At 58.6% G+C, this 22,177-nt stretch carries 19 protein-coding genes and 4 pseudogenes; 10 read left to right on the top strand and 13 right to left on the bottom strand.

Annotated features, from left to right (window positions below; translation table 11 throughout):
• Nucleotides 1-727: 727 nt before the first annotated feature.
• From FJV77_RS20080 to FJV77_RS32465, 5 genes and pseudogenes are all read left to right on the top strand, one after another.
• Nucleotides 728-1,006 (top strand): AlpA family phage regulatory protein, encoded by a 279-nt coding sequence (locus FJV77_RS20080; RefSeq protein ID WP_063169289.1) that lies wholly within the window; start codon nucleotides 728-730, stop codon nucleotides 1,004-1,006.
• On the top strand, nucleotides 1,003-1,635 hold the full coding sequence (locus FJV77_RS20075; protein WP_063169290.1) for a hypothetical protein: 633 nt from the start codon (nucleotides 1,003-1,005) through the stop codon (nucleotides 1,633-1,635). Before FJV77_RS20080 ends, FJV77_RS20075 begins: the two co-directional genes overlap by 4 nt.
• Before the next feature lie 702 nt (nucleotides 1,636-2,337).
• Nucleotides 2,338-5,871, top strand: coding sequence for an autotransporter domain-containing protein (locus tag FJV77_RS20070; RefSeq protein ID WP_082826570.1), 3,534 nt, complete (start codon nucleotides 2,338-2,340; stop codon nucleotides 5,869-5,871).
• Nucleotides 5,872-6,114: 243 nt separating this feature from the next.
• Nucleotides 6,115-6,798, top strand: a pseudogene (locus tag FJV77_RS33010) (integrase); the annotation flags it as partial.
• 116 nt (nucleotides 6,799-6,914) lie between these two features.
• The gene (locus tag FJV77_RS32465; protein WP_063169293.1) at nucleotides 6,915-7,151 is read left to right on the top strand and encodes a hypothetical protein; all 237 of its coding nucleotides are present in this window, start codon (nucleotides 6,915-6,917) and stop codon (nucleotides 7,149-7,151) included.
• 161 nt (nucleotides 7,152-7,312) lie between these two features.
• Here the strand turns inward: FJV77_RS32465 and FJV77_RS20055 are convergent.
• Both FJV77_RS20055 and FJV77_RS20050 read right to left on the bottom strand, forming a co-directional pair.
• A pseudogene (locus FJV77_RS20055) lies at nucleotides 7,313-7,513 on the bottom strand (SMC-Scp complex subunit ScpB); the annotation flags it as partial.
• Nucleotides 7,514-7,606: 93 nt separating this feature from the next.
• Nucleotides 7,607-7,867, bottom strand: a complete 261-nt coding sequence (locus FJV77_RS20050) for a hypothetical protein (RefSeq protein ID WP_095769041.1) — start codon at nucleotides 7,865-7,867, stop codon at nucleotides 7,607-7,609.
• A gap of 217 nt (nucleotides 7,868-8,084) precedes the next feature.
• On the opposite strand from FJV77_RS20050, the gene FJV77_RS20045 reads away from it, so the two are divergent.
• Together FJV77_RS20045 and FJV77_RS20040 are read left to right on the top strand one after the other, a co-directional pair.
• On the top strand, nucleotides 8,085-10,247 hold the full coding sequence (locus FJV77_RS20045; protein WP_082826571.1) for a prolyl oligopeptidase family serine peptidase: 2,163 nt from the start codon (nucleotides 8,085-8,087) through the stop codon (nucleotides 10,245-10,247).
• A 38-nt stretch (nucleotides 10,248-10,285) separates the two neighbouring features.
• Nucleotides 10,286-10,984 carry an OmpW family protein gene (locus FJV77_RS20040; RefSeq protein ID WP_063169295.1) on the top strand — a complete coding sequence of 233 codons (699 nt, stop codon included), beginning with the start codon at nucleotides 10,286-10,288 and terminating at the stop codon, nucleotides 10,982-10,984.
• A 307-nt stretch (nucleotides 10,985-11,291) separates the two neighbouring features.
• On the opposite strand, the gene FJV77_RS20035 is transcribed toward FJV77_RS20040, so the two are convergent.
• The 9 genes and pseudogenes from FJV77_RS20035 to FJV77_RS20000 form a co-directional block, all read right to left on the bottom strand.
• On the bottom strand, nucleotides 11,292-11,492 hold the full coding sequence (locus FJV77_RS20035; protein ID WP_244514237.1) for a hypothetical protein: 201 nt from the start codon (nucleotides 11,490-11,492) through the stop codon (nucleotides 11,292-11,294).
• A gap of 144 nt (nucleotides 11,493-11,636) precedes the next feature.
• A complete protein-coding gene (locus FJV77_RS33005; RefSeq protein ID WP_063169296.1) occupies nucleotides 11,637-12,296 on the bottom strand; it encodes a hypothetical protein in 660 nt (219 codons plus the stop codon).
• Between the two features lie 101 nt (nucleotides 12,297-12,397).
• Nucleotides 12,398-13,053 (bottom strand): annotated as a pseudogene (locus FJV77_RS20025) (IS630 family transposase); the annotation flags it as partial.
• A gap of 68 nt (nucleotides 13,054-13,121) precedes the next feature.
• Nucleotides 13,122-13,356: pseudogene (locus tag FJV77_RS20020) on the bottom strand (aldehyde dehydrogenase family protein); the annotation flags it as partial.
• A 308-nt stretch (nucleotides 13,357-13,664) separates the two neighbouring features.
• The gene (locus FJV77_RS33320) at nucleotides 13,665-13,913 is read right to left on the bottom strand and encodes an aminotransferase class III-fold pyridoxal phosphate-dependent enzyme (protein ID WP_063169297.1); all 249 of its coding nucleotides are present in this window, start codon (nucleotides 13,911-13,913) and stop codon (nucleotides 13,665-13,667) included.
• Complete coding sequence (locus FJV77_RS33315) at nucleotides 13,874-14,101, bottom strand: aminotransferase class III-fold pyridoxal phosphate-dependent enzyme (RefSeq protein ID WP_263485461.1); 228 nt, start codon at nucleotides 14,099-14,101, stop codon at nucleotides 13,874-13,876. Before FJV77_RS33315 ends, FJV77_RS33320 begins: the two co-directional genes overlap by 40 nt.
• A gap of 221 nt (nucleotides 14,102-14,322) precedes the next feature.
• Nucleotides 14,323-16,305, bottom strand: a complete 1,983-nt coding sequence (locus FJV77_RS20010; protein WP_063169298.1) for an argininosuccinate synthase-related protein — start codon at nucleotides 16,303-16,305, stop codon at nucleotides 14,323-14,325.
• A complete protein-coding gene (locus FJV77_RS20005; protein WP_082826572.1) occupies nucleotides 16,302-17,246 on the bottom strand; it encodes a DMT family transporter in 945 nt (314 codons plus the stop codon). The genes FJV77_RS20010 and FJV77_RS20005 overlap by 4 nt, the downstream gene beginning before the upstream one ends.
• Before the next feature lie 657 nt (nucleotides 17,247-17,903).
• A complete protein-coding gene (locus tag FJV77_RS20000; RefSeq protein WP_029354714.1) occupies nucleotides 17,904-18,122 on the bottom strand; it encodes a helix-turn-helix transcriptional regulator in 219 nt (72 codons plus the stop codon).
• A 109-nt stretch (nucleotides 18,123-18,231) separates the two neighbouring features.
• Between FJV77_RS20000 and FJV77_RS19995 the strand changes: the two genes are divergently transcribed.
• The gene (locus tag FJV77_RS19995) at nucleotides 18,232-18,498 is read left to right on the top strand and encodes a DUF2285 domain-containing protein (protein ID WP_063169299.1); all 267 of its coding nucleotides are present in this window, start codon (nucleotides 18,232-18,234) and stop codon (nucleotides 18,496-18,498) included.
• Between the two features lie 438 nt (nucleotides 18,499-18,936).
• Here the strand turns inward: FJV77_RS19995 and FJV77_RS19990 are convergent, their stop codons facing one another.
• Nucleotides 18,937-19,170 (bottom strand): helix-turn-helix transcriptional regulator, encoded by a 234-nt coding sequence (locus tag FJV77_RS19990; protein ID WP_082826573.1) that lies wholly within the window; start codon nucleotides 19,168-19,170, stop codon nucleotides 18,937-18,939.
• A gap of 115 nt (nucleotides 19,171-19,285) precedes the next feature.
• On the opposite strand from FJV77_RS19990, the gene FJV77_RS19985 reads away from it, so the two are divergent.
• Both FJV77_RS19985 and FJV77_RS19980 read left to right on the top strand, forming a co-directional pair.
• Entirely contained in the window at nucleotides 19,286-19,567 is a 282-nt protein-coding gene (locus FJV77_RS19985) for a DUF2285 domain-containing protein (RefSeq protein WP_063169301.1), read from the top strand.
• A 438-nt stretch (nucleotides 19,568-20,005) separates the two neighbouring features.
• Complete coding sequence (locus FJV77_RS19980; RefSeq protein ID WP_140671221.1) at nucleotides 20,006-20,962, top strand: IS481 family transposase; 957 nt, start codon at nucleotides 20,006-20,008, stop codon at nucleotides 20,960-20,962.
• 175 nt (nucleotides 20,963-21,137) lie between these two features.
• On the opposite strand, the gene FJV77_RS19975 is transcribed toward FJV77_RS19980, so the two are convergent.
• Nucleotides 21,138-21,875, bottom strand: coding sequence for a LuxR family transcriptional regulator (locus FJV77_RS19975; protein WP_082826574.1), 738 nt, complete (start codon nucleotides 21,873-21,875; stop codon nucleotides 21,138-21,140).
• Nucleotides 21,876-22,177 lie beyond the last annotated feature (302 nt).

Below are 22,177 nucleotides of genomic sequence, written 5' to 3'. Positions count from 1 at the left end.
GGCGCTTTCCTGATGACGCCGTGCTCCAGGTGTGATCGCACCGTTGCTGCGCAAGCCATTTACTTGCTCGTCCCAGCGAGGACCGTGGCCAACTGGAACGCAGGGCCACGCCGCTCACCGGCCGCACTTTGCGGCGCAGATAACGATTCGATCTCCGCGGCGAGATTCTGGTTGAAGAAGCCACCAAGCTTGTCGAAGGACACACGGTCGTAATATCGACATGCCAGTATCCGCAACCCAGAAAAGCTCCTTGGGCTCCGCTGCGCGCGCCACGAACAACCCGATCTTCTCTGCGAAGAGGACGCCGTAATCCTTCAGGTTGAAGCCAAACCGGGGGGCGGCCGTGACGTATGGGCGAAGGGCTAGGAGGCGGGTTCGGTGAGGAACGGCATTGATGTCCACGCCGTCTCCTGGAAAGACAGAGGAATGCGGTGTCACCGACTGGCGCCGGAGGTTGATCCGGTGATTAGGAGGAGCACTCGTTGTCGGATTCTCGACGATGTCGGACATCTGACACAACGCTGCCAGAGCGATCACGTTGTTCCGAAACGATTTTCCCAGTTGGCACGACAATTGCGGTCCTATGCGCAAAAGCACTGCGATGCCGCACCGACTGGAAGAACTCATCAATGATCACGCTTTTCGAACATGTGGGCGCCGCTACCAACACTAAGCGTTCCCGATCAAACGGAAGCCTCTATCCCTTCTTTCTGAAGGCTGTCCGGACATGAACGCATTTGATGTCCGTCCAACGCTGGATGCTCCCGACGACGATCTCTATCTTTGGCTTGAAGATGTGGAAGGCGAGCGGGCACTTGCCTGGGCCGCCGGCCAGTCGGCAAAGACCCTGAAGCACTTCAGTGGAACGCAGTTCGAGCGCGACCGCGCGACTCTGAAGGCAGGCCTGTTCCCTAAGCGGCGTCGCATCTCCCCCGGCCGAGTCGCATGGCTTGAATCCGATATCAGGGCTTGGATGGAAACTAGATCTGAGAGCCGCACCGCATGAATGTAGCCTCCCAATATCTTCTCCCGTCTGTGGCGCATCACGAAGCCGGGCACGCGGTGGCCGCCATCGTTTTGCACCGTCAGATGTTCGACGACGACCGTGAACTCCCTGCTTTCTCAAGTGTTAGTATTTACCCCGACGCCGGTGACGGAGAGTGCGGTGGTTTTGTCGAAGGCACGGTTTTCTATTCAGCGCAAGGATTCACCTCGGAGCTAAAGCCGATTTTCGAGAACGATATGGATCGACATTTCCAACGCGATGAAGCGATCCAAGAGATAGTTGCGTGTCTGGCAGGTCCTTTTGCAGAATCCGCATTCGAAGGCTATCTGGACCCGCGCGATATGGCGATGAATGCGTCCGATGGGAATGAGGGGAGCAGCGACTACGCGGATGCCAAGCGAATCTATGGTGAGTTGCGGTTCCTGATGCCGCGCCGCCCCCGTTGGAGGCGGATCGAAGATCGCACGGCCCGGCTAGTACTCGATCACTGGTCAGCCATCGAAGCATTGGCCGCGCATTTGCTGGTCAAGCATGATCTCCAATTCGATGAGGCTCTGACGATTGTTGCGCCGCATCTTCCGCCCATGCCAGCAGCTACGCCGCCAGAGCGTCATCCGCAGCCTGCTTGATCAGCCATTCGATGTGATTTGACCACATCTGCAACACCTCGCGCTTCTCCTTGACGTTGCTATAGAGATCGTAGATTTCGCCAATGTCTCCGGTGCGGGCTCACAGCCCGTCCATATAGCCGCCAGTCTGCTGCCTTCGAGTGGCCCATGTTGGCCGCGGCCAGGAAGTGGCGACGATTGAAAGGACAAAATCAGTTGCCGAAACTCATCGCAGGTGACGGTCTGGTGGCAATTTGGGCACATCTTGTGTCTCGTCGCCAGTAAACACGGATGCCCGGCAGGAGCTGAGCTCGCTGCCGGCGGAAATCGTAGAGCGCCAGCGACGCATTCTGATCTTTCGTCAGGCAGTCGACCGCCTTGGCATACGCCTCGGCCTCCATCTCGATCGACCTGAACCGGTATCTTGTGCGCCATCCGGACGATCTGGGAAAGCTTGGCCGGGCCGGCGCCTTCCCAGGCGCACGGGAAGCGCGACGACCCATGTGGACCTTGGATTTCACTCCGCACTTACGCTGCTTTGGCCTTGTCAGCAGCCTGAGCATAAAGCGTGCTCAGCTTTCAGGCCGAGCACTCATCCATTGTTGACAGCACCTGTCGTCATTCAGGATCGCCCCATTCTCGCAGGCCGCTTGCAGCTTTCAGGCTGTTGTCAGCCAGGGCCGCCATAAAGGGTCTCGTTAAACAATTCAGGAGGCCGTTCCAATGAACAATCAGTTTGCGAGACTTTTTCGAGGACCAGGTATGCAGGCTTGTTTCAGGACAAAGAACTTTCTGGCGGCAACCACCGCGATGACGACGGTATTCCTGCCGGCTGTGTCTCTCGGGGTGGGTCTGGTAGCATTTCCAACTGGAGAAGCGTTGGCCGACGACCCGATTTCGATCCCGCTGGAGTATGTCGGGGAAGGCCATGACCGCCTGGGCATCTGGGCCAAGATCAACAATGGCAACGCGCAGCGATACGTATTCGACACGGGCTCGGACCAGCTCAACACGCAGATCGGGTCAGAGGTGACCGGGGTCCGCCCGATTGCCGACACGCCTTACGTATATACGTACGGGGACGGAACGTATGGTAATAAGCTTCAGAACGTGGAAATTGATAAATTTACATATGTCGATCCAGATCAAAAGATAACAATCGACGGGCCGTCTGTAAGCGATAAGAAATACCGGGCTGCTCGCATTCTCGATTTTGTCTATACCCATGCGTATTGCAAGGACAACAATCTTAAGTGCACGCCGGGATCCGTGACGGATGGACTTAAAGATATGTATGGTCAGGATCTCCAAGAACCTTATCACGCCGATAAGGAGCAGCGGGCGAAAATGACCGCTGGCAAGATGGCAGACGAAGGCGGCGATTTCGCAGGTACATTCGGGGCCGGCGATTTTCTTGGCAAGACAAGTGTCTGGGGCATGATGGGCAGTGTCACCAGGTCTGGCTACGTGGTCTCCGCCAATGTGAATCCGGATTCCGAGAGCGACCAAACGCCTGGCTGTTCCCCCTGCACGATTGTCAACCTCAATCCAAGCCTCCGGGCCCAATATACTAATGCCATGCCATGGGGAGAACCCGAGGAAAAAGATCAGGATTCTTATCAGAATTTTCCTGGCTCTGGCGCCAATGCCTCGACCGAATACGAAGGCAGCTACAATCTGCAGTACACGGTTAAGGATGGAGCCCCACCAATCACCGACCCCAACAAGACCGCGGTATTGCTCGACACCGGCACACCGGGCGGTGGCAGTCTGGAGATCAGTGATGCGATGCTGAAGCAATTTCAGGATGCGGGCGTCAAACTTAAAAATGTTCGGAGAAATGAGCAACGCGAGATCGTAAGCGCATCGGGCAACATCCCGAGCGTTACAATCGCAGGAACGGATGGCGATCCGGTAAGGCTGGACAATATCGACTTCACCTACACCAGCGGCACGACGGAACAACCCAATGACCAGACCAGTTTTGTTGCCGGTCTTGACTTCTTCAAAAACAGATCGGTCATTTTCGATCTGGAGAAGAAGTATACCGCTTATACGTCACATTTCGTCACTGCCAGCAACTTCTCTACCGATTCATCCGCACCCGAAGGGACCGGTCTGAGCAGGATCACGACGAGCATGGGGAATGAGGGCGGGTTCGGCATAGCGGGTGTCGTCTCCGGCTCCGGATCGCTGACGCTTGATACAAAGACGGTGGTCCGGATGACGAATGTCAACACCTACACCGGCGAGACGAATATTGCTCAGGATGCCTATCTCTCGCTTGCGGGGCTCGGCAACATCCAACGGTCAGCGAAAGTCGTTGCAGACGGCACGTTCGATATCTCCGAACATGGAAATGGCAGCGACTATTGGGGAATCTCCGACGCCTACAACGATGCCCGTATTCGTAGCCTGAGTGGCAGCGGAACGGTCGAACTGGGCAAGCGTACCCTGGTGCTAACGGATTCGAACGACACGTTCGCCGGCAGCATCAACGACCTCGACGTTGATAACAATAATATGGGCGGCAAACTATTCGTTGCCGGTGGCGTGCAAACGCTGAGCGGAAAGAACAATTTTTCCGGCATGACGACGGTCGGTTCCGGCGCGGGATTGCTGCTTGCCGATACAGGTGTGCTTTCCCATGATGCGACCACGTCCGGCTTTCTCGGGAATGACGGGCAGATCGGGGGCACGGCTATCGCAAACAGCGGCGGTGTCGTCGCAGGCGGCGGCACCTACGGTGCGGTCACCATTTCCGAGGGCGGCACGGTCGCTCCTGGCAGTGCGACCGATCCGAGCAGGATCGTCACCACACTGACTGTCACGGGCGATTTCGCGCAGCAGTCCGGATCGATCTATCAGGTCGACCTCGCAAGGTCGTCCGATCTCATCGATGTTGGCGGAGCAGCGGCGATCGACAGCGGCGCGCAGATCGAGCTGCTGCGGCAGGGAACGCTATCGGTCGATGCCCGATATACTCTGCTCTCCGCAGCAGGCGGCGTAAGCGGCACCTATGGCGGGCTGACGGGGGCTCTGGCGACAGACGCGACGCCCTTCGTCGATTTCCAGCTCGTCTACGATGCCAACAATGTCTATCTCGATATCAGCCGCACATCGACGGCGTTTGCCGATGTAGCCAGCACCTTCAATCAACGCTCGGTCGCCGCAGCGGCTCAGGCGCTTGGAAGCGGTAATCCGATCCAGGACAACATCCTGTTCCTGACGGCGCCGGAAGCCCGCAACGCTTTCGATATGCTATCAGGCGAGGTTCATGCTTCCATTCATAGCGGCCTCATCGAGGACAGTCATTCTGTACGCGATGCCGCGAGCGAACGGATCCGTGCGGCGTTCGACGGCGTCGGTGCCTCCAGCGTTCCGGTGATGACTTATGGGCTGGGTGGTCTGGAACTGGCCCCGGCAACGAGTGAGAATTTCGCCGTATGGGGCCGTGGCTTCGGCGCCTGGGGTCATCTCGACAGCGACGGCAATGCCGCCGGTCTCGATCACTCGACAGGCGGCTTTCTGGCTGGCGGTGACGCGGCTGTCGGCGAAAGCTGGCGGCTCGGCCTCATCAGCGGCTACAGCCATACCTCCTTGGAGGCGGACGATCGCGCGTCGTCGGGCTCGAGCGAGAATTACCATCTCGGTCTTTTTGCCGGCACGCAGAACGGCAATCTCGGTTTTCGTTCCGGCCTTGCCTATACCTGGCACAGCATCGAGACCGGCAGGTCCGTGGTCTTTCCAGGCTTCGCCGACAGCCTTTCGGCCGATTACGACGCCGGCACGTTCCAGGCCTTTGGCGAGCTCGGCTACCGTATCAATACGGCTTCGGCTTCCTTCGAGCCCTACGCTAATCTCGCTTATGTGAATTTTGACGCCGATGGCTTCACCGAGAATGGCGGCGCAGCCGCCTTGTCGAGCGGGGATCGCTCGAGCGACACGGCGTTTACCACGCTAGGTCTGCGTGCGTCGACGGTACTGACCCTCGGCACCGTGACTGCTACCGCGCGCGGCGGTCTTGGCTGGCGCCACGCCTTCGGCGACGTCAGGCCGGATACCGCTCTTGCCTTTGCTGGCGGTTCCTCCTTCGCCATCAAGGGCGTGCCGATCGCAAAGAACGCAGCTCTGCTCGAAGCTGGGCTTGACGTAAACATCACCGAGAACGCGACGTTCGGCATCGCCTATCAGGGACAGATCGCCTCGGATGCCCAGACACACGGGTTCAGCGCCAAGCTCGGCGTCCGTTTCTAAATCACCCGCAAAAGAGATTGGTTATGAAGTCAGTGAGTGCATTTTCTTTTACCGTCGTTCTCGGCTCAGCGACGGTGATGTCTGTGTCCGCCGCGCGAACGGACGATGCCTGCTACAACAAGGCACAAAGCCTATGATGACGCAATGTTCAATCGACGACCTGAAGCCAGTCGATGGCGAGCTTGACAAGCTCTACAAGGAGATGGAGACCCGGCTCAAAGAGTCCCGGCGCATGTCCAGGAACTGGTCGAGACCGCGAGGGGCTACAACGCCACCTCGGAGAACACGCGCGACGCCTACCCCAAGGATTGGCGGCATTTTTCCTCCTGGTGCCGGCGCGCTGGCTTCGATCCCCTGCCTCCGGGCTCGAAGGTGATCAGGCTCAATATCAGCGCCTGTGCCTCGGGCACCGCCGCCGGCGATCCGAAGCGTGGCGCCCCTGCCCTTTAGTTTGCGACCATCGAGCGGCGGCTTTCCGGCCTCGCCTGGAACTTTACCCAGCGCGGCCGGCCGTTGGACCGCGCGGAGCGGCATATCTATAAGGTTCTTGCCGGCATTCGCCGCAAGCACGCAAAGCCACCGCGGCAGAAAGAGGCGGTCCTGGCGACGATCTGCTGGCGATGATCGCCACGCTCGGCCACGACCTCAGGGCCTGCGCGACCGCGCTATTTTGCTCCTGGGCTGTGGCGGCGGCCTGCGGCGCTCCGAGATCGTCGGTCTCGACGTCATGCGCGACGACAACAGCGATGGCGCCAGCTGGATCGAGATTTTTGACGGCAAGGGCTGCTGGTCACCCTGCGCGGCAAGACCGGCTGGCGCGAGGTCGAGGTCGGCCGCGGCTCCAGCGACCACACCTACCCCGTAGTCGCGCTCGAGAGCTGGATCCGCTTTGGCCGCATCGCACGTGGACCCCTGTTCCGCCGCATCTTGTCGATCAGGTCGATATAATACGAAAAAGCCGCCGCCATTCGGGACGGGCGTCGGCTATCATGTCCAGCCATTATGCGGCGAGCGGATAGCTTTCGCCGGACCAGGCAGAGAACTTGGCGGCAAAAGCCTTCATCTCGTCGACCGCGAATGTGGTGCGCGGTTGCGAACTCGACTTGCTGGGCGAGAGGGACCTCGCCGAGAAAGGCGCTGACATGAGCGGGATGCTGCTTGGCCAAATCGAGATCCGCAAAGCAATCGGCCAGCGCCGCGTCGTCCAGCTGTACGCTGCAGGGCGCGTTCACGTCGTCAAGACGGATGCCAAATGCTTGCTCATAATGGCCGCAAGGTAATCGTTTCGGGTCGGAGACACAAGTTGCCGCCTCCTTCGCCGTAGAGTGGCCCGATACAATCACGATCGATATTGCCACCTCTTATCGATAGTGATCGCATAGTTCCCTGATTCGACTCTCAACCGCTCATATCAAGCGATTACTTCCATGTATCTGCTGCGCTAGCCCGTCCTGGCCTTGGAGTGTCGCTCCTCACCTCCTCCACCACTCACCAGCCCGATGGGAGTATCGCCCGCCAGCAGCTTCTCCTTGCTGAGCAGCGCGGCAACCTCAATCGCCTCGAAATCGGGCAAATCCCGCAGTGTGTCGAGGCCGAAGTGCAACAGGAAGGTCTTGGTCGTGACGTAGGTGTAAGGCGTGCCAAATTCAGCGGGCAGGCAGACGTTGACCCACAACAATCAAGGGGACGGTGCAGGCCAAGATTGCGGCAGGGCTTGGGCCCCCCACCCTTCTCCTCAGAACTCCGCTGCTTCCAGCTGGCGGCTGAAACTCACAGGCGCAGCCAGCTTGGTCTCTAACAGCATCGATCGCATCATGGTGTCTGCCATGAATCCGTGTGCGTGAAGCGCTCCAGAGCGAAGATGTTGGGCGTCAACCAGGTTCACTCCAATGAGCTTCACTTCTCGAGTTCTGCACAGTGTCCACGACTGGCGCCGGAGGTTGATCCGGTGATTAGGAGGAGCACTCGTTGTCGGATTCTCGACGATGTCGGACATGTGACACAACGCTTCCAGAGCGATCGCATTGTTCCGAAACGATTTTCCCAGTTGGCACGAAGGTTGCGGCCCTATGCGCAAAAGCACTGCGATGCCGCACCGACTGGAAGAACTCATCAATGATCACGCTTTTCGAACATGTGGGCGCCGCTACCGACACTGAGCGTTCCCGAGCCGACGGAAGCCTCTATCCCTTCTTTCTGAAGGCTGTCCGGACATGAACGCATTTGATGTCCGTCCAACGCTTGATGCTCCCGACGACGATCCCTATGTCTGGCTTGAAGATGTAGAGGGCGAGCGGGCACTTGCCTGGGCCGCCGGCCAATCGGCAAGGACTCTGAAGCACTTCGGTGGAACGCAGTTCGAGCGCGACCGCGCGGCTCTGACAGCCATTTTCGACAATCGCGACAATCTTCCCCTGATCGCGCGCCGTAGTCAGTACCTCTACAATTACTGGCGAGATGACGGTAATCCACGCGGACTGTGGCGCCGGACCACCCTTGCCGCCTACATGAAGGCGGATCCCCAATGGGAGCTACTGCTCGATCTGGATGCTCTCGCGGCTAGCGACGGAGAGGACTGGATCTGGGACGGCGCGTCCATCGAGCCGGAGAGACGGGAAAGAGCCGTTCTGCGCCTGTCGCGCGGCGGCAGCGACGCGGTCGTGCATCGCGAATTCGACCTGATTTCTCTGAGCTTTGTCGCCGACGGCTTCAACCTCCCCGAGGCCAAAGGCTACGTTAATTGGCTGGACCCTGACACGCTTCTGCTTTCCAGTGCGCTTGGTAATGGCATGGCCACCCGCTCCGGCTATGCGCGCACAGTTCGACTGTGGAAGCGTGACGCGGATCCCCTCACCACGCCGGCAATCTTCGAGGCCGGGTTCGAAAGCTTCCAAGTGTCTGGTCATTCGGACCGCACCGGCCGCAGCGAGCGCCTTTGGTTCATCGAGCAGCCGGCCTTCTTCGAGAAGATCAGCTGGATCGGCGATAGGAGCGGGCCGAGGAGGCAGATCGATCTTCCTCGCGACGCGTCGTGGCGGGTCTTCGGCGACTGGCTGGCGGTAAGGCCGCGCAAGCCCTGGACGGTGGGAGGCACCACCCATCCCGCCGACGCGCTGATCGTCATCTCGCTTTCCACTTTCCTCGCCGGCGGACGCCGTTTTGAGACCCTGTTTCAACCAGGGGAAAGGCGCTCCATGCAGTCATTCTTCTGGAATGACGGGAAGCTCATTATCTCTTACCTCGTCAATCTCGCACCGCGTTTCGAGATGTTCACTCCCGGCCACCAGGAATGGACGCGCCGAGTCCTGAACACCCTGCCCGCCGAAGGTACTGTCGACGTCTGGTCATTCGATGCGGCAGTTCACGAGACCAATGGAGAGGTCCTGATCTGTGCTCAGGATCCGATCACGCCGCCGCAGCTCTTGCTGTTCGATCTGAATGCCGCGCCGTCTCTCAGCGCTTCAGCAATCCTGAAGCGCAGCCCGGAGAATTTCGATGCATCCGGACTGGTGGTCACGCGCCACGAGGCAGTCTCTATCGATCATGAGCTGATCCCCTATACGCAGGTTGGTCCGGCGAACGGGAACGGAGATGCTCCGATTCACCTTTCCGCTTATGGCGGGTTCGGCGTATCATTCCTGCCCTACTACAACTCCCCGCTGGGCAAGCTGTGGCTCGAGCGCGGTGGCACGTGTGTCGAGGCGAACATCCGCGGCGGCGGCGAGTTCGGCACCCGCTGGCACGAAGCCGGGCGCAGGGAGGGCAAGCGTCTCGCCCACGACGATTTCGCCGCCGTTGCCTCCGACCTCGTGCGAAGGGGCATCACCCTGCCGAGGCGGATTGCCGCCGAGGGTGGCTCAAATGGCGGCCTGCTGATCGCAAACATGCTGACCCGCTATCCTGAGCATTTCGGGGCTCTGTTCTGCACAGCACCGCTTATCGACATGCGTCGCTACACCAAGCTCTTGGCGGGCGCGAGCTGGATCGACGAATATGGCGATCCGGACAAGGTTCACGATTGGGCTTTCCTGAAGGAAATCTCCGCCTATCACGCCGCAGCGCCGGGACAGCCCTATCCGCCTATCCTGATCGCCACCACGAAACGCGACGACCGCGTCCATCCGGGCCATGCGCGCAAGATGGCCGCAAAACTGCAGGCTCTTGGCTATCCCGCTTACTTCTACGAGGCCAGCGCAGGCGGGCACGGCTGCGGCGAGGACAATCGGGAGCAAGCCGCATTCATCAGTCTAGGCACCAATTTTCTCCGCAGCGCAATCGGCTTCAACGATCACCCTCCGGAGACGGCGGAACGCGTTGCAACGCAAGAGGGGCATTTGAGGTCCATCAACAATTCATTCGAGCAGGAGACGAAATAGTGCAGTGCATCCTTTCTGAACATCAAGGAGTGAATCTCATGGCGAGAACGCGAATGGGCGTAGCGCGGGCAACAGCAGCGGCGGTGGCCCTGATCATGGTGGGACAGCAGGCCGTCGCCGCGGAGCCTGCGCAAGCAGAGACCGTCCTGGCGGAGACGGGAGCCTCGGTCACCGAAGCGCCAATCCCTTGGCAGGTCCGCCTGCGGGCGTTGGGCGTCGTTACGAAAGATCTGGGCTACGTTGATACGCTTCCCGGCTCCGGTCTTTCGTATTCGGACACGGTGACGCCGGAACTCGATATCTCGTATTTCTTCACCGACAACATCGCCGCCGAACTCATACTCGGTACCACTTATGCCAACATCGCGGGCCAAGGGACGATCGGAGGGTTGGGCAACATCGGCAAAGTTTGGCTGCTGCCGCCGACACTCACGTTGCAGTACCATTTTACCGATCTCGGCGCGTTCAAGCCTTATGTCGGCGCCGGCGTGAACTACACGATCTTCTACAACCAGGACACTGGCAGCGCTGATGCTCTCAAGGTGAAGAACACGTTCGGCACGGCGCTGCAGGTCGGATTCGACTACATGGTGGACCAGCACTGGGGCCTCAACTTCGACGTGAAGAAGCTTTTCCTGAAGCCGGACTTCGACGTCACGGTGACCGGCGCGAAGCTGACGGGGAAGGCGGAGCTCGATCCCTGGCTGATAGGCGCAGGTGTCACCTACCGCTTTTGAATATCAGAGTGAAGTCTGCTTCCCGACTGCCGGTTTAAATGAAGGGCGCCTCGCGCGCCCTTTTTTACGGTCGACACTGCAGCGCAAGACCTCATGAAGCTATTGTCGGGCGGGGTTCTCTTCCGGCGGACCAAGAAGATGCACTGGCCAACCGGCCTTGCGCCTGAGGTGGAGTGCTTAGAAGCGCTTTGGATCGGGACGGGCTTTGGTATTGTGGGTGGAATGCTTCAGCCAGACCATTTGCCAGCATCGTCTCCCGGACGTCATGTGTGAGCTTCTTTGTCAGCGCAAGGCGAACACGGATCTCCTAGCAGGCCGTTGAAGAAGTGTCCCGTTTGGCCTTGAGGATTGCCTCGTCGCCGTTGTGATAGAAGGTGATGTCGATGGAGCCGTCGTCGAGCAGTTCAGCATGGCCGTCGCCTGTGACCTCGTCCATTTCGTCGAATCCGACCCATGTGAAGAAGACCGTCGACGGGCCGTAGCCGAGTTCGAGGGTTAGATGAGCCAAACGCCAGTGGGGCGTCCTGGGGACGACGCGCGCGAGATTCTGGTCGTGGTGGCCAGCCCAATACGATGTGAGAAGTTGCTGCCGGTGCGGGTACCGGAGGTCGCCGATAGTGACAGCCGATGTTCGACAGCGGCAAGGACATGCTCAGCCGTCAACGCGCCGAGGGCTTGGCCGGGAATGGTGGTGATGGAACCAATCCAGAAAGCGGCGGCTGCCCAGGAGAACGCCTTCGCGGGACTTTGACTCCAGTCCGCACACCCTGCTCAGATAGTCCGAAAAAGAGGTCAGAAGCGGAGCATCCGGATTATTATCTACACTGGGAACAGAAGCATGGAAGCGTTCTGGAGCCACTCGCCGCGCGTTTACCAGTGCCGACACTGCTCCAAGCTGACTATCTGCCATGACCACCTGCCGAACGTAGTCCGTTGATGCCACCGGTACCCTTCGCGGTCTGCTCCAGCGGGAAGATCGGGTCTGATCGACCCTGCTGACCTGTGCGGCGGCCTCTCTCGCTAGGGCGTCCCCCTTCCTGTCGTCCTCCTCCGCCGCTTTCGGCTGCTTTCGGCCCGCCGCCCTCGCCAAGGCGTCGTAGTCGGTAAGCGCGTCCTCCGTCTCCTTTAGGGGCTTCATCGCGTGACTAGAGTTTAGCGCGTGTTTGTAGGCGGCGGACCGAATGGTCGTCGAAATGCCACTCAGCGCCACCGCAAGATGCCCTAGGGCTTCCGCCTCATGATCTGACAGCGGCACGTCACGATTAGAGCCGATTGCCCTGCCTTCTTCCAGTTTCACAATGTTTGTAGTCATTTCCTGCTCCATCGCGTTGACTGAGATACGATGGAGACGGAAGTGGAGAACAAATTTTTACAAGCAACTAAGATGATATTCTCGTCAACGGGACAATAGTGGACGTTGAGGGCGGCGAACAGGGTGGTGGTGCCGTTGCGCTTGTAGTCGTGCCTCATCGTACCGAGCCGCCCCTTCTTCATCGGCAGGCCGGGTGGGTGCGGTCGAGCGCCGGATCTGGCTCTTTTCATCGACCGACAGAACGATGGCATGGGCCGGCGCATCGAGATAGAGGCCGACGACGGCGCGCAACTTGTCGACGAACTTCGGATCATTGGAGAGCTTGAACCTGGCGCCAGCGGTGGGGTGCGAGACCATGCGCCTTCCAGATGCGCCTGACGGCGCTGGCGCTGATTGCGGCGGCTTGCGCCATCATGTCGGCGGTCCAGTGGGTCCTCTCGCCCGGCGGATCGGCAAGCGTCAGTGCCACGACGCGCTCGCCGACATCGGGACCGAGCGGCGGAATGCGCCACTGTCGCGTCTTGTCGCGCAGCAGCCCGTCACAGCCTTCCGCGGCAAAGCGCTCCTGCCAGCGCCAGACGTCGGTCTTCGACTTGCCGATGCGGCGCATGACCTCGCCGGTGCCGACGCCGTCGGCGGGCAAAAGCACTATCTCGGCGCGCCAGACATGCTTTTGCGGGGCGTTGCGATCCCTGATCAGCGCCGTCAGACGGACGCGATCGGCCGACGAAACGGTGAACGATCTTCCTGTGCGCATGCGCCAGACTCGCACGCGCAGGCCAGAAAGGGAATCTCTGATTGGACTCCTATGTCAGGCGGGAACCACTAGACGCCGAGACCGCCGATGCAGACATGTTTGGTGTCGAGATAATCCACGATGCCCTGGAGGCCGCCTTCCTTGCCGAGGCCCGATTCCTTGACGCCGCGGAACGGCACCTCCGGCGTGGTGATCAGGCCTTCATTGACGCCGGTACTTCAGTCCTTCCATCACGCGGAAGGCGCGACCGAGATCGCCGGTGTAGAAGTAGGCCGCGAGGCCGAACTCGGTGTCGTTGGCGAGCGGCGTGCCCGACCTGAGACATGGGTGACGTTTTGTACCGGACACGGATGAAGTGCACCCCTCGGGTGAGCGTTTGCTCGATAATATCCACTGAAGTGAAGCAGTCGGTCTTAATGCTGGAACTCATGCCACCCGACCGACCCGGGAATTCGCAGCAGCGGCGCCGTCGAGTGCAGAACGAATGCCGTCAACCAAGGGGTCGATCTCGCTTTCGGTGATTATATAGGGCGGACAGATTCCAAGCACTTCTCCCATATTGCGGATCATGACGCCGTGCTCGCGGCACCGCCGCTCGACATCGCCGATCCTCAGCTCGGGCGCGAAGACGCGACGGGCGCACGATCCTCGACGATCTGAACCCCCGCGATGAAGCCGCGGCCGCGGGCTTCACCGACAAGCGGATGGTCGCCGAGCGCGTCCGCGAGGGCTCCATGCAAGTGATCGCCGAGACGACGCGCCTGGGTCACGAAATCGATCTCGCTGTAGATCCTGATCGCCTCGGCGGCGACGGCCGCTATCACCGGATGACCGGAGTAGGTGAAACCGTGACCGAACACGCCGACCTTGTGGGCCTCGTCAGCGGCGCATTGATAAATCTTGTCGAGATAATGACGCCGCCAATGGGCAGGTGACCGGATGAAAGCCCCCCGGCGATCGAGAGCATGTCCGGTTCCATCCCAAATGTCTGGCTACCAAACCAGTTCCCGGTGCCTCCGAAGCCGCAGACCACCTCGTCGGACAGCATGAGGATAATTTCTCACTTTCTTGCGAAGATCGGGGGTGTCCACGGTCATTCGTATTACGCGAGATCCGCGAGGCCAAAAACCATCATACCAGAGAGGCGAAACTGCTATCTAGGTGTTTAGATGCAAGAAATTAATCCTGCATTGTTCCCGCACCAGGAACACCCGAGAGGATACCAAGCAGTATTGAACCTTGTTGAAAATGCTCTCGGCGCGCTGGGCGTTATAATTTCTCGAAGGCGATCACAAGGACGTCGCGATAAGCGTACGGCATTTTCAGGTTTTCGGCCACAATCGACGATACATCGTGAAAGGTTTCGCGGTCGTTGCAGATCACAAAATCATTCGGGGAGTTCATTTCGACCTCGCCGAGGAACTCCTTTGAGGCGTCGGTGATCATGCTCATGCCGCCGGTGACGTTGACCCGCCCAATCATATAGCAAGCAATGAAGTCCACCCCGTCCTGGTGAAGGCCCTCGGGTGCCGGTTTGCCATTTACACCATCGCGCGCGACAATCCGGTAGGGATGGATCTTGATATTCCAACGATCATGTCGGGCGGCTTCACATAGAATTCTGCAGAAACCTGTCAGAATCTTTTCTAAGACGGGATGGTCTATAAAGGAGTTTTCAAGGGGCTCGAAGTGGCGCTTGAAGCCGCCATTCAGATGATTGACACTTTTTGATTGTTCGTAGGGGGCGTGGGGTAGGAGCCTAAAGATTCCGTCAGTCGCGTCATATTCAAAAGCGCTATAGCGCCGGTAACGATATGTTCCGCCGTCACGCATGTATTCATCGAGAAGAAGTCGATTCCAATGGTCAGCAAAGTTCTTCCAGGCTGCATCAATTTCGATGCCAAAGCAGGCTTCGGCGCGCTCGCCTTTTGAAAACCACCATCCATTTGTCACCAGACCGTCAGTGCATTGTTGACTGAGGTTGGCCGGCGCCTGGGGTGCGTTGTTTTCCACGGGTGTCTCCCTTTTGGTGACTTGGCGAGGACGGAACGCTTTGGACAACGCTATGTGGGTTGCGGCTTGGTATTCCCAAAGGTCGCGGTCCCTAATGTATCTCGGCGTCCTGGCTCGGATCGACCGAGGTAAAAAGCGTGTGTGATCGACTATGTAGCTGACGCTCCCGCTAACGCCCTCGAGGGCGGATGCAATGGCCCGTTCGCACATCTGGTGAATAGTACTGCCCCATGCACCTGAAACCGCCTCTTGGGACCAGGCTTGCTCAAGCCCTTGCTTCAAAACGATTGATGCCACGTCAAGAGAAGCGGTTTCGAGGTGACGCAGCGCGTCGAAGATAATGGCCGCGGCAGGGGCCTCGCGGACTTCGAGAACCTTTTGGCCGGTTGTGATGTGTTCAAGCCCGACAAAGCGGCCGTGCCCGAATTTGCCGACCGTGTTATTCAGGAACGGGATTGCGTCGACCAATGCAACATCACGGTCATCAATTGACACGAGACTTCCGTCTGCAAACCCGAGTTTGATCTCTACCGGCTGCTCTGCGGGAATGTGGCGCGTCCAAGCAAATGCCTCCTCGGGGATGGAAAAGTTCTCGGGATCTTCCAAAGGCCCCGACTCGAATTCCCGACACCAGAGGTTTTCGTCCGCGCTCCACGTGCGGTCCGCCACAAAAGTCGCTCCACACTTGGACAGGTCGGAGGTCTTCTGTTGTCGGGATATCACAGAGCATTCATACGGACTGCCGAAGTTGCCGGAAAATCCTGAGCGCTTAATGCTATTGTTAAGGCGCGGAAGACTGTTTTGAGAAAGGTTTGCTGTATGAAGAACCAGCCGTGAGTTGATTGACCTAGCATGATTAACAACCAAAGATGCGATTATGGGACGGCTCAACGAACTGCTCAACGGATAGATGCCAAGGTACTTGGCGTGGGCTCGAATGGCTGATTTCACGCCTTGTTCGACAAAGGCATCCCGCCCTTCGAGGCAGACAAAGCGCGCGCCGAACATGGCTGCCGTCCGTTCCAACAAAGGCTGATCGATGCGCGTTCCGACATCCGCTGCGACAGCTTCAATGTTCGCAAAGCCAAGGCTTTGCAGCTTGTAGAGAAGATAGGTGCTGTCGAGACCGCCGCTGAACATGGTTGCAACTGGTGCGGTTCGGTCCGGAAAAGCCTCCAGATCTTCAAAACTCGAAATGCCGCCGATGGCGGGTTTGGTGGAAGCCAAGATGGGGTTCATTTGGATGTCCTGCTCTCAAACCAGATGCCAGCAAACGTCGCAGCGAGGACGAGGCCTGCGCCTATCAAGCTCGGTACTGTCAAAGGCTCATTCAGAAGAAGGTGCGCTAGAACGAAACCAAAAAAAGGTTCTGTTCCCATCAAGAAGCCAACCCGTGTCGGTGTGGATTTTCTCACTGCGGCATTTTGAATGTAGAATGCAGCGAGGGTGCAGAAGAGTGCAAGGAAGGCAACAGCGCCCCAAAACTGAAGGGTGGCCCTCACAACAAGGCCTGAAATTCCGAACTGAGCGACGGCCAAAACGAAAGTAAGTGTTGCCACCGTCGATCCTTGGATGGCCGTCAGGGCTGCAGATGAAATCTGCCGGCCGGCCAGAAGGCGTTTGGTGGAAACGACCATAACCGCTCGCAGAATCGCGGCCCCCAAGACAAGCGCGTCACCCGGGCTGAACCTGCTGATCCCGCCAGTGAGAATGCCGACACCGATGCACGCTATGGCAGCACTTGCCAAAATGCCCGTAGGTGGAAGTCGCCGTGATAGCCCATAGTCGATGCTCGGCGTGAAAATCACACAAAGCGATATGATCAAGGCCGTGTTCATTGCGCTTGTCGATGCAACGCCGTAAGTTTCAGCAATAAAGATGCAAAAAAGTATTGTTCCCAATGCGAAGCCGCGGATGAAATCGCCCCAGGAGACCAATGCGATCTCATGTCTTGCAGCCACTGCCGTAATGATCGTAGTAATCAGGAAGCGATAAAGAACAAGTATCGAAACCGGCGCGTAGAACAGTGCGCCTTTCCCGACCGGATAGCTCGCCCCCCAAACGAATGCGACTCCCAGCAAGGCTAGATCCACCGAGAAAGATGGCGTCCGTGTTTTCCTGACAGGTATTGGAGAACTTTCGAAAACGTCCACCTTCAAAGTTTCCTTTGTGTTAGCCATCCACCCCTGCTGCGAGGGTCAAACAGATCAGGTCGTTCAGCCTCTTGGGCGATCCGTGCCGCGGCGTACTTGTTTTTGGTAACGCAAGTGCCGTGCCGATTCGGAAAACCATTGCTAGACAACAACCTGGTCGCCTTGATAGTTCGGCGGTTCATGTCCATTGTTGTCAGAATGCCGACAATGACTTCAACTGCAGGGATCCTACCGGCAGGGCCTCAAGGCGAACACGCGGCTCCAAGATGCCGACACGATGGCTGGTTCAGCCATGCTTCGACAGTTGCCTGTTTTTTCAGTTCCTTTGCTGTTCGTGCGCTAACCGCAACGCTCCATACTAGTCTCGCGTGGCTGTCCCCGTGGGGTGGGCGGCAGAAAGCGATTAGGCCCGCTGAAAGAGGCGAACCGCATCCGAAGGATCGTAACCAAGAGAAGGACCTGAAGCGAGAGCGAAGGTTGCGGGAGGCCGCGGCGGGCCTAAAAGGCAATGCCGACCGCCCCAGGAAAGGCTGACAAAAACCGCAGCGGCCGACTGTCCAATAGGGTGCGCCGGGCCAGGGCGAGCCAAATGGCAGGGGCTGCCGGGGGACCCTAAGAAAAGCCTGGGTTCACGAGCACCCGGCGCGCGCCATCAGGCGGCCAGCTACTTGGAGGGCGGGTGTATCATGCCTGTTTGTCGGGCCGAACCAGATCCATGTGGCTGACGCCGAGGGCCAATGCCAGTTCATAGATCGTGATAATTGTCGGATTTCTTCGGCCTTTCTCCAAGCCGCTGATGTACTGCTGACTGAACCCGGAAATCTCCGCAAGCTGCTCCTGCGTCAGGCGCTTCCTTTGCCTGATCCTCTGCACATTCCGTCCGACCAACTTGCGCATATCCATGCACGCAAGCCAGCGGATCAGGCGGCTTGAGTTTATCAACTATAATATGTAATCCACATTTAGCAGGCACAGGGCTTCGCGGGTCCATTGGCCGGAGATAGAATTAGCGATGTTGCAGCCCAGATCGAACACGCCGTTCGCCGACGAGGTCCCCTGGTCGGACCGCATTACAGCCTACGACAAGGACCACTTTACAACCTATATGAGGCTCCTGGACGCCTCGGCCGACAACGCCACTGAAGAGGAAATGGCCAAAGTGATCCTCGGCATTGATCCGGCACGCGAACCTGAGCGCGCACGCAACGTTCTTCGCAGTCATCTCGACCGTGCAAACTGGGTGGTGACGAGCGGCTACAAGGATTTGTTCGCCAGTTGACGAAATGGGCGGTGCGGTCGCTTCGCTTCAAGCAACGAAGTCGCGCAACCGCCATGCATCGACGTATCACCACAGCGCGGATGGCCCAGCGCTTCGCTGTCTCATCATTTTGTCCTCCGCTCGCCAATGGCTGCTTCCCAGGAATGGGTGCGGCGGCGAATCATGACAGGAACGGGTCCGCCGTCTGAGCCGCACCGCATCCGAAGGGCCGGATGGACAACCTACTGAAAGCTCACAGCTGGCTAAGGGTTGCGGGACGCCGCGGCGGGCCTAGAAGGATGCGGCGCCACCTGCTGAGAAAGGCACAAAACAGAGCGAATTGCGAGAGTCTAACGACGCGCTAGGAGGCGCAGCGGAATGGTCGAGACGCCAGAGCCAAGAAAATCGGGGCTCGACCCACCGGCACACGGCACGCGCGGTGATGGGCGCGGGCGCCCACTACGTGCGCAGGCTCAACAGAATCTCACACGGATCAGCATCGAGGGCCGCAGTTACGTCGAGAAACTCAATGACATCGAGACGCCGTTCGCCACCCTCATATTTCGCCACGAAAGATTGCGGACGACCAAGCTTCTCAGCCACCTGCGCCTGCGTCAGCCCTTTGACATTGCGCAGTGAGATCAACTGGGCCAGAAACCGCTGGTGGCGGGGAGATCGAAGAGATTTGGGCATTTAGGTGAACCGGCAGGTAGAGACCGGCTCAGCGACTAATCCCCGTTTCGGATTATCCCATTTTGGGATATTCTGCCTTGGATCCAGCGATCAACATGCGAGGTTCGCGGCAGACATGAATCAATCAACGGGAACAGATAGGACTCAAAGCTCAACACTGCTCGACGAAGTCCCTTGGTCTGACCGTCTTACCGCCTACGACAGGGCGCACTTTACCATCTATATGAGGCTCCTGGACGCCTCAGCCGATGAGGCGCCCGAAGAGGAAATGGCCCAACTGATCCTCGGCATTGATCCGGCACTTGAACCGGAGCGCGCCAGGAAGGCGCTTCGTAGTCATCTCGACCGTGCGAACTGGATGGTGACGAGCGGCTACAAGGAATTGTTCGCCAGCTGACAAATTCGCAGTGCTCGGTCATAGAAGCGTTCCTGTGCCATTGGTCAGGCTGATCGGGGCCTGCACCACAGACGCGCCGGCAAAATGGACCCGGTGGCGAGCACAATTCAGTTCCCAGGAAATCGGGGTTTGGCAACTGTCCGAGCGTCTGACGTGATAGAAGGTTCCGCTCTGTCTGGATGGGTATTAGCCCGGAGCAGCACTCCATATCGTACCGGCGCTCGACGAAGGGTCCACCTCTTCGCTTTCAAGCCGCATAACCGATAGCCATCGCCCTAAGTCAAGGGTTAGAGATTACCGGCAGGCAGGTATGCAAGCGGGCCATCCTCGGAAACTATATAACCGCACGACTAGCTGTGAGCTTTCGGGAGGTTGTCCATTCGGACCGGACCGGGGAGACTGGAGTTACCAAGCTTCAGCACTCACCGGAGGGTCCGAATGAACATCCATAAGAATGCCCGTCTCACACCGCTGCGTCGAGAGGAGATGGCGCTGTCGGTGATAGAAGGCGCTTTCTCCAAAGCCCATGCGGCGCGTGTCTACGGCGTGTCGGCCAAGATCGTGGCGCGCTGGGTCGAGCGCTACAAGTCCGAAGGGCGGGCCGGCATGATCGACCGTTCCTCGCGGCCCGCCAATATGCCGCAGGCCACCGCTGCGTTGATCGCCGAGCGCATCATGGCGCTGCGGCGGCAACGTTGGACCGGCAAGCACATCGCCCATGAGGTCGGCGTCTCGCCCGCCACCGTTAGCCGGGTTCTCAAGCGTGCCGGACTGTCGCGGTTGCGGGATATCGAACCGGCCGAGCCGATCCGACGCTACGAGCGCGAGCATCCTGGCGAGATGATCCATATCGATATCAAGAAGCTCGGTCGTTTCGAGCGCATCGGTCATCGCATTACCGGCAAGCGCACCGGCAATGCCAGCTCGCGCGGCAGCAGTTGGGAGTTCGTCCATGTCTGCATCGACGACGCCTCCCGCATCGCCTTCTCGCAGATCCTGCCCGACGAGAAAAAAGAAAGCGCCATCGCCTTCCTCAAGGCGGCGGTGGCCTACTACGCCAGCCTCGGCGTCACGATAGCCCGCGTCATGACCGACAACGGCTCCTGCTACAGATCAAAGGCCTTCGCCAAGGCCTGCCGCGATCTCGGCCTCAAGCACGTCACGACAAGACCCTATACACCCAAGACCAATGGCAAGGCCGAGCGCTTCATCCAGACAGCACTGCGCGAATGGGCTTATGCCATCGCTTATCCGACTTCAGATCACCGCGCCGCAGAGTTGCCGGTCTGGCTGCACAGATACAATTGGCACCGTCCCCACGGGAGCCTAAAGTCCAAAACACCTATCAGTCGCCTCGCTCTAACCGAGGACAACCTGTTGAGGCTCCACAACTAGCTCGTCAGCGACGACACACCCGCTCGAGCACCCATAGACTATGATCACCGGCGCGGACTGGAAGAATACGGCTGCATCGCCCGAGCCGGCGGAACAGAAGATCTCGGCATCCAGTCAACGCTCGATACAAAGCGCGCGATCGAATGGCCCGAGCACAAGGGGATCAAAAAGCTTCTCAGACAATTGAGGACCCTTCGGACCCCAAAAGGGCTATAGCCTGATTTTGGGTTCGCACGCCTAGCTTCTTCTTGGCATTGTCCAAATGAAAAGCGATCGTGCGTGGCTTGATACCCAAGATGCGGCCGGTCACCCAGGCTGAATTACCCCGCGCTGCCCACCTCAGGCACTCATATTCGCGGGATGTCAGCGAAACCCCATCCACTGTTCGATCGCTCGGCAATTTGCGGCGAACGCAACGATGAAAGCAGGCCGCCATCAGTTGAAGAGCTTGTTCGTACCGCTCAGCGACCCGAAGAAATACTGGACGAGGCTCATCGGCGGCAAAAGTAACCGCAGCGATGCGGCCGCGGAGATCGACAATTGGGATCGTCAAACCGCAGCAGATGCTGAATTGAGCCGCCTCATCGAATAGCTGCTGTTGAGCCGGCGACATTTTATCGCCTCCCAAATTCGATCCCCAGTGAAACGGGCAGCCGCCATTTCGAGCACGCAAGACCACAGGATCGAGTTTCTCATACTGATTTTCCAGATACTGTCTGGTCCAGCGGGGTGGATAGTTTGAAATTAACCTCGGTTTGCCGGAAGGCCGTGCTGGCAAGGAGAGGTAGGCAAAGAAGATTAGGTCAAGTCGTCCGGCCGCCTCAGCCATGGCATCCCGGAAATCTGCCTCATCGATACTCTGTGACAGTCTTTCAAGGAATGTCTCGAAAACAAGTGGCATGTGCCTCGTCATCGTCGCGCTCGATTCTTCCTCTTTCTGCACGCCTTCCGGCTGCGTCGTGTATGTCCCGACAAACGTGATTGAATTCGCGGGCGTCGCTGGGCTGACCGGGCTCCAGAATGCTGCCACACTTTCGATCTTCGTCGGTCATCCCAATCATGCTGGGCTCACCCGATGGGCGTCTGGCAGACGCCTCATGATCTCAACAGCTCAATCAGAGAATCTCCATGCATTAAATCATGACCGCCCCTGCACCGACCAAATCAGGAGAAATCATCCTGCGCTGACCAAAAGCCATCATTGACCCCAGCTTT

Origin of the sequence: Mesorhizobium sp. WSM4306 (genome assembly GCF_007003975.1) — a bacterium.
Classification (GTDB): Bacteria; Pseudomonadota; Alphaproteobacteria; order Rhizobiales; family Rhizobiaceae; genus Mesorhizobium.
This window is presented reverse-complemented; position numbering and strand designations above follow the sequence as displayed.